The sequence below is a fragment of the Neobacillus ginsengisoli genome (assembly GCF_030813055.1).
On record NZ_JAUSTW010000023.1, the window covers coordinates 1 to 6,839 of the forward strand.

The window sequence follows — 6,839 nt, forward strand, 5'->3', positions numbered from 1 at the left end:
AGGTTATTTGGCATGCACATTTTTAGTATAACATAAAAAATTTTAAGTTTTGATTGAAAAATGTTGACAAACTATTAGCTGGTTTACTTTAAGTGAATTTCTTCACAAATCCACATTAAACAATAGAAACAGTTATTATAGACCTACCAAATGAACATCACAAATGTGAAGATTTGTATTAGAGAATATTTTATAAAGTAAAGAAGAACCCCTTAAAGGAAAAAGAGACTGCACTGCACCCTTCCATGAACAGTCCCCTTTAAATAAAGTAGAGGAAAAAGGTTTCGTCATCCTTCATTCCTCTAATATTTTCCATTTGATCTTCCCTATTTCTTCATTCGATATTTGTGTTCCGAATTAACGATTTGTTTCAATTTACCTCTCCAAAACGTATCCTTCCATTCATGCGGTCTAAATGGAATAAGTGGAGCGAAATAATGTATTCCAAATGGCTTTAGACTAGCACCCCAAATAAAGAAAACAAGAAATGCCGCTATCAAACCTGTGTATCCAAAAAACCATCCGATTGGTATTAATACCCATCTCATAGTAGCTGCCATTGGTAAAAGACCTTTTACAAGTACTAAGTAAACACACAGTTGGGCAAAACCTCCAACTATCAATCCGCCAGAACTTATAATTTTAGTGCTGACAGCATATTGCCCAACAATCATGACTGCTAATAAGGTAATCATAAGATTTAAGCTTTTATAAATGTGTAAGGAAGTATCATAAATAATTCTTAAGACAAATAGTATAAAAATCATTTCCCAAAATCCATTTAAAATTTCGCCAGTATACAGGAATTTATTTATTAATTCTGTTTTATGTTTACCTATGGGAAGTTTTTTTATGTCTTCCATATGAAACCGTTGGGTGGCAATATAAAATGCAGGTAAATACATTGTTAGGAGAAAACCGATTAATCTCATTATACGGTTAGACAATCTTCCGTAAGAACTATAATATTCATCCTGTGTTTGAAATAGTCCCCAAAAAACAATAGGGGCAATAATAGCTATAGGTGTATTGTCTGCAATAATAACCATTTTTCCTTGAAGTAAATCATTTCCAATAATATCAAAACGTTCGGTTATTTGTACTGTTGGAGATAGTCCAGTGCCTTTTGCTTGTAATTCCTCAATTAGCACTGAAGGATGAAGCATGTATTTAACTTTAAATTGAGAAATTGTAGCTTTAACTTGATGAAGTATTTCTTTGTCAACCAAATTTTCAATATAAAAAAGATTCATTTCAGTTTGTGCTTCTGTGCCAATTGTATAACTACATATTTTTAATTTGGAACCTTTTAACATATGTTTTATTACTTGAGTATTTGTTTTTAGGGATTCAGTCAAGCCGATTTGTTGTCCAGTCAATGAACGTTCACTACCTGGTGCTTCTAATGAACGTTCGGGAATTTTTTCTTCTTTATCTTTGGTATTACTTTCAGCATATTTATTTTCAAAATCAATTGATTTATCCTGGGTTATTTCAATGTTACTTAAAACTTCCTTGTTAAATTGAAGAATCTTTTCATTTTGTTCAACAATTTGTTCCAACAGCTTTTCCATCCTGTCGGTATTATATATTTGGTTCAATTCCCCACCTCGTTTTTTAATCTTTTGCTAAAAAGTATTGTTCCCGTTAAACGGCTTCACAATATCTTTAATCCGCAAATGTATTAAGAAAAAACCAGAGACCCTTCTACTTTATTAGTAATACTGATTAACTAAGCTGCTCCGTTAACACAAGAAGAAAGCCGCCAAAAATGGCAGCCGGGTCTTAAACTCTTGCACCTGTTAGCCATCCATGCAGCGCAAGATCGGCACTGCACCACAGCGAATGTAAATGTATTAAAACCGTTAATACTGATTCTACGGCTGGATGAGGAAGGTCGATAAACTATGGTGCTTTAGAGTCCACCCTAGTCTGACTCCTTCCACAAGGTTAATTAATTAGGCAAATGACGTATATACTTCAATTCCTGCATAATATTTCTGCCAATGTAAAAAATATGAAAAAGTGAACTCAGGGTGTGCAAATAAAAATGAGATTTTTGAAAAAGAAACATTCCGTTTATAAGGAACCTCAAGACTCAATATTAGCAACAAATGACTTATATAAAAATTTATCATTTATTAAAGAATTAATGTGTGAAACTGATGATTTAAAGGTACATGAATTCATTTTCAATGATCAACCATGCTTGTTAATCTATTTAGGCACATTAGCAGATGAGAAACTGATTGATTCTATAATCATTGAGCCACTATTAGAACATAATACAGGTGTAATCGAACAACTAGTAAGGGCCTCTCAACTAAACAAAACTTCTGACCTTTCCGCAGCTGTAGGCAGTTTGTTGTTAGGGAAATGTATTGTTTTAGAAGGAAATAACCCTGCTTTATATCTGATTGCTGTTCCAAAATCACAAGGTCGCTCTATAGAGGAACCTGCAAATGAGAAGGTAATTAAAGGTTCTCATGAGGGTTTTGTAGAGAACTTGAATACGAATATATTCCTTATCCGTCAACGAATTAAGAGCCCTCAATTAAAGGTGAAGTATTTCAAGGTCGGAAATATATCGAATACTGAAATCGCAATGATTTATCTAAATAACCTTGTAAATAGCGCAATCATTAAGGAAGTTGAAACAAGGATTTCTACCATTAAGATTGATCAGTTGCTTGCATCGGGCAATTTAGAACAGCTTATTGAAGATACTCCCTTTTCTCCATTCCCACAAATGTTGAATACAGAAAGACCAGATAGAGCAATATCTAATTTAACGGAAGGGAAAATATGCGTCATTGTCGATGGCGACCCAAGAATATTAATTATGCCCATCTCGTTTTTTGCATTTTATCAGTCCTCCGATGATTACACTAACAGGTGGATGGTTGGATCTTTCTTCCGATTTATTAGATTGTTCGGCTTTGTAGTTGCTATTAGCTTTCCTGCCATTTACATAGCGCTTGTCTCTTATCATTCAGAAATTCTTCCCTTTGGTATTTTGTACTCTGTCCGAGTTTCATTACAATATGTTCCTTTTCCCCCTTTACTCGAAGCAATGGTAATGCAGACCATTCTTGAATTATTAAAAGAAGCTTCTATCCGTTTACCTTCCCCAATTGCTCAAACGATTGGCGTAGTTGGCGGATTGGTAATTGGCACAGCAATTGTCCAAGCTAATTTAATTTCAAATACGATGATTGTGGTCATTGGCTTTACTGCCATTGCTTCTTTTGTTGTACCTGTGGACGAAATGGGGACAAGTGTAAGACTATTAGGGTTCCCGATGATGATAATGGCGGCTTTGTTTGGTTTCTTTGGAATTGCATTCATGTTTATGATGATTTTTATTCATTTAAGCAAATTAGAGTCTTTTGGAACCCCCTATTTTGCACCTTTTGCTCCTTTGAAAATAAAAGATCTTAAAGATACTTTTCTAAGGCTGCCGGTATGGCTTTTAAACAGCAGACCTACAGATGCAAAGCCGAATTTTGTGAGACAACAATGGTATTCTAGGGTTTGGAAAAAGAAATGAAACATAATAAAAAAATTTCAAAATTTCAGCTTTATTTTTTGCTCATTCAGTGTCAAATCGGTATTGGAGTTTTATCTTTGCCATCCGTTACACAAAAAACCGCAAAAGGAGATGCTTGGTTATCAACTATTATTGCAGGTATTGGTATTGAAGTTATTTTAGTAATTTATTGGTTGTTGCTAAGAAGGTTTCCAACTTCTATCCTAACAGAAGTTACAGAAAAGATTTTAGGGAAAATGGTCGGCAGAATCCTAAATGGTTTCATTTACATTTACTTTGTCTTAGTAGGAAGTTATGCGCTTATTTTATGTATCAGATTAACAAATAGATGGATATTGCCTTTAACCCCTCCATGGATTTTAGCTTTATTTATCATCATTGCAAGTTTATATTTAACAATTGATGATATTAGAATAGTGGCAAGATTTTTTACATTTGCCTCTTTCCTCTATATCGCTCTAATTGTGATTTCCCTTTTTAATTTCTCTCATGAACTGGATATCCACTATGTGATACCGGTAGGGCAATCAGGGTTAAAGAATATTATGTTGGGATCGAATGAGTCTTTGATTTCTATGTTAGGGTTTGAAATATTATTGGTCATTTATCCTAATATCCAAAATAAAGAAAAAGGCTACTTAAAAACGATTTCTTTTGCCAATCTTTCTGTTACCACTCTTTATACGTATTTTGTTTTTATAAATTTAATCAGTTTTAGCCCTCGTGTAATCAAGCAAATAAAGGAACCGGTATTATATATGTTCAGAGGCTTATCAAGTGAGATTATCGATAGACTGGATTTAGTTTTTGTAACGGTTTGGATCGTTCCAATGACAACTTCAGTAATGGCATATCTATTTATGGCAAGTAAAAGCCTCAGTAAACAAAAAAACTCTTATTCTAAAATCGTAGTTGTAAATAGTTTACTCATTTATGCTATAAGTCTTATCCCTTTTGACGACGAAAAGCTAAATCAGTTCAGTAAATTTATTCAATATTTGAGTTACGGTTTAGTATTTGGAGCCCCGTTGCTTCTATTATTACTATCATATATGTTTAAAAAACAAGAAATGGATGAGATGTAATGCGAAAAATCGTTTTTTTTATGTATTGCCTACTTATCGTTTTTCTGTTAGGAGGCTGTTGGGACCAAGATAGACTCGTTAAAAAATCATTAATAAATGGTGTAAGTTTCGATGCAGGAAAGGATGGAAAGATACTAGGGGCAATACGGGCACTAAGACTTTTGAGTAAAGGCGGAGGGCAGTTTGAAGCACATGATGAACTATATAAGGCGGACGGCTATTCAGGATTAGAAATTTCTCAAAATCTAAATAAATTGCTGGCAGGAGAACTTGATATTAGCAAAACCCATGTGATTATAATAGGAGAAAAAATGGCAAAAAAAGGGATTATCCCTCTATTGGAGCCTATTTATCGCTCAAAGAAAACTTATTTAGGCTCAAAAATCATCATAGGGAGAGAAAGTGGATTTCAAATCCTTTCAACAGAGGAAAAATCAAGCCCGATTGCATTTGACATCTTACAATTAATTGAAAGTGTTGAAGCAACCGGCAATATCCCAAAGGTGTCCATATTTTCCCTTTGGTCTAAAATATGGGAACCAGGAAAAGATATTGTGATCCCAATGGTCGAAAAAACAGATTCAGGGATAATAAAAATTGGGGGCTTAGCATTATTTAACGGGCAGAAATACTCAGGAATCTCCCTGCCTGAGTATGGTTCACCTATTTTACTGATTTTATTAGACGAACTGCATAGAAAGAATATACTAAATTTTCGAATATCTAATTCGGATGGTCGGAAAGAGCCTATTAGCATGATGATATTGAAATTGAAAAGAAAAGTTAAAAGGGATGTAAATGAAGCAAATAAAAAAATACATTATACAATAAATCTATCCCTTTCGCTTCGGATTCTTAGTTTCCCTCAGCAAGCATTTAAAGAAATAGACGTAAATAAGGTAAACAAACAAATATCCGCTGAACTAACAAAACAAGCAAATCTAGTTACTAAAACTCTTCAAAAAGCCGATTGTGATGCTTTAGGTATTGGGAGAGAAATTGAAAGTAATTATCCAGAACTTTGGAAGAAAATCAATTGGAAAGAGGAATATAAAAATATTAAAATAGATACGAAAATAAAGGCAAAAATTATAAGAACCGGTACTTTGTTTTAATCAAAATGGTATTTGACCAGAATCATTGGTGAATTTTTTAATGGAAGGGAATAATCCCTTCAAAACTATTGCTTTTAGCTATAGTGAGAATTTTCATTAATTCTAAATTCTACAAACATAAAAAAATCCAAACTCCTTTGAACATCTTAATACATTGGAAATCTTATATTGCACCTTCAATGAATTAATTTTTATCAATAGTCTTCTTTTAGGTGTCCTGCCGACAAAACGCGGATATTATACGCTAAGACATTTTTTGGAAGATGAAACCCTGATTTCCTTATGCTAAGCAAATTCAAACCTAAAAAAGCCGATTCCTGTACGGTTTTTAGAATCGACTTTTTTTATTTATCTAGTTTCACTAACGCACCCGTTAGTTCAACTAGAAAAGTTATTATTGTTCCTCTTCATCACATAATTCTTCTGCAATCTGCTTTATACGTTCTATTGTTATACCTTCTCTTTGTTCTATGGCTAAGGGGTGTTCAGTTGGTTCTAACTCAATATAAGGACGTACACCAACGGAACGAGTATGAACCTTTGTTTTTAAATTTATTGTTTCAGGATAACAAGGAATTGAAGTTGATAACCAGCCAAACATTGGCTCTAGTTCTTGTTCTCTTCCTTCCACTTCCCAATAATCATTAGTTTTATCAAAATTTCCTTCGCTTAATGAAACCCAGACATCCCAAATAAATGGTCCCTCTCCATCTTTTACGGGAATTTCAATACATCCACGAATAAAAAAATACTCATCGTCAATAATGCACAAATCTTCGTTCATCTCTATCCTGCCTTCTTGCTCCTCTGATGGTACGTCGTAACAATAATCAGGAACTGGACTTCCATAACTCATTGGAAGTTCATTGTGATACTTTCCACAACATCTACATAAATAACCTTCTTGACTCATTATATAATCCCTCACAAGAAAAATAGCTTTTCCTCAATAATAACCCTAAAACCCAGTAAATGATTAATTTTTTCTTGTTTAACTAAACTCCCTCTATATAGAAAGGAAAATCTCACGATTTCTCTTGTTTTCTCCAAATTTCGTAGTAGTTTGTTTTAAAGTCCATTTGAATATTG

The 6,839-nt window shown here is 33.5% G+C and carries 5 protein-coding genes; 3 read left to right on the forward strand and 2 right to left on the reverse strand.

All coding sequences use genetic code 11. The features are described 5' to 3' along the window. Positions 1-326: 326 nt before the first annotated feature. Entirely contained in the window at positions 327-1,562 is a 1,236-nt protein-coding gene (locus J2S10_RS27205; RefSeq protein ID WP_307414303.1) for a spore germination protein, read from the reverse strand. Positions 1,563-2,050: 488 nt separating this feature from the next. Between J2S10_RS27205 and J2S10_RS27210 the strand changes: the two genes are divergently transcribed. Genes J2S10_RS27210 through J2S10_RS27220 form a run of 3 tightly spaced genes read left to right on the forward strand, consistent with a single transcriptional unit; the run spans position 2,051 to position 5,750 of the window. Next, complete coding sequence (locus tag J2S10_RS27210) at positions 2,051-3,550, forward strand: spore germination protein (protein ID WP_307414305.1); 1,500 nt, start codon at positions 2,051-2,053, stop codon at positions 3,548-3,550. Beyond that, positions 3,535-4,635 (forward strand): GerAB/ArcD/ProY family transporter, encoded by a 1,101-nt coding sequence (locus tag J2S10_RS27215; protein WP_307414307.1) that lies wholly within the window; start codon positions 3,535-3,537, stop codon positions 4,633-4,635. Before J2S10_RS27210 ends, J2S10_RS27215 begins: the two co-directional genes overlap by 16 nt. Next, complete coding sequence (locus tag J2S10_RS27220; protein WP_307414309.1) at positions 4,635-5,750, forward strand: Ger(x)C family spore germination protein; 1,116 nt, start codon at positions 4,635-4,637, stop codon at positions 5,748-5,750. Before J2S10_RS27215 ends, J2S10_RS27220 begins: the two co-directional genes overlap by 1 nt. A gap of 394 nt (positions 5,751-6,144) precedes the next feature. Here J2S10_RS27220 and J2S10_RS27225 read toward each other — a convergent pair whose 3' ends face one another. Further along, positions 6,145-6,663 (reverse strand): DUF2199 domain-containing protein, encoded by a 519-nt coding sequence (locus tag J2S10_RS27225; RefSeq protein ID WP_307414311.1) that lies wholly within the window; start codon positions 6,661-6,663, stop codon positions 6,145-6,147. Positions 6,664-6,839 lie beyond the last annotated feature (176 nt).

What these genes read in the sequence shown, in the direction of transcription:
- J2S10_RS27210 (WP_307414305.1), top strand. Translation starts at nt 2,051, where the DNA reads ATGAGATTTTTGAAAAAGAAACATTCCGTTTATAAGGAACCTCAAGAC.
- J2S10_RS27220 (WP_307414309.1), top strand. Translation starts at nt 4,635, where the DNA reads ATGCGAAAAATCGTTTTTTTTATGTATTGCCTACTTATCGTTTTTCTG.
- J2S10_RS27225 (WP_307414311.1), bottom strand. Translation starts at nt 6,663, where the DNA reads ATGAGTCAAGAAGGTTATTTATGTAGATGTTGTGGAAAGTATCACAAT.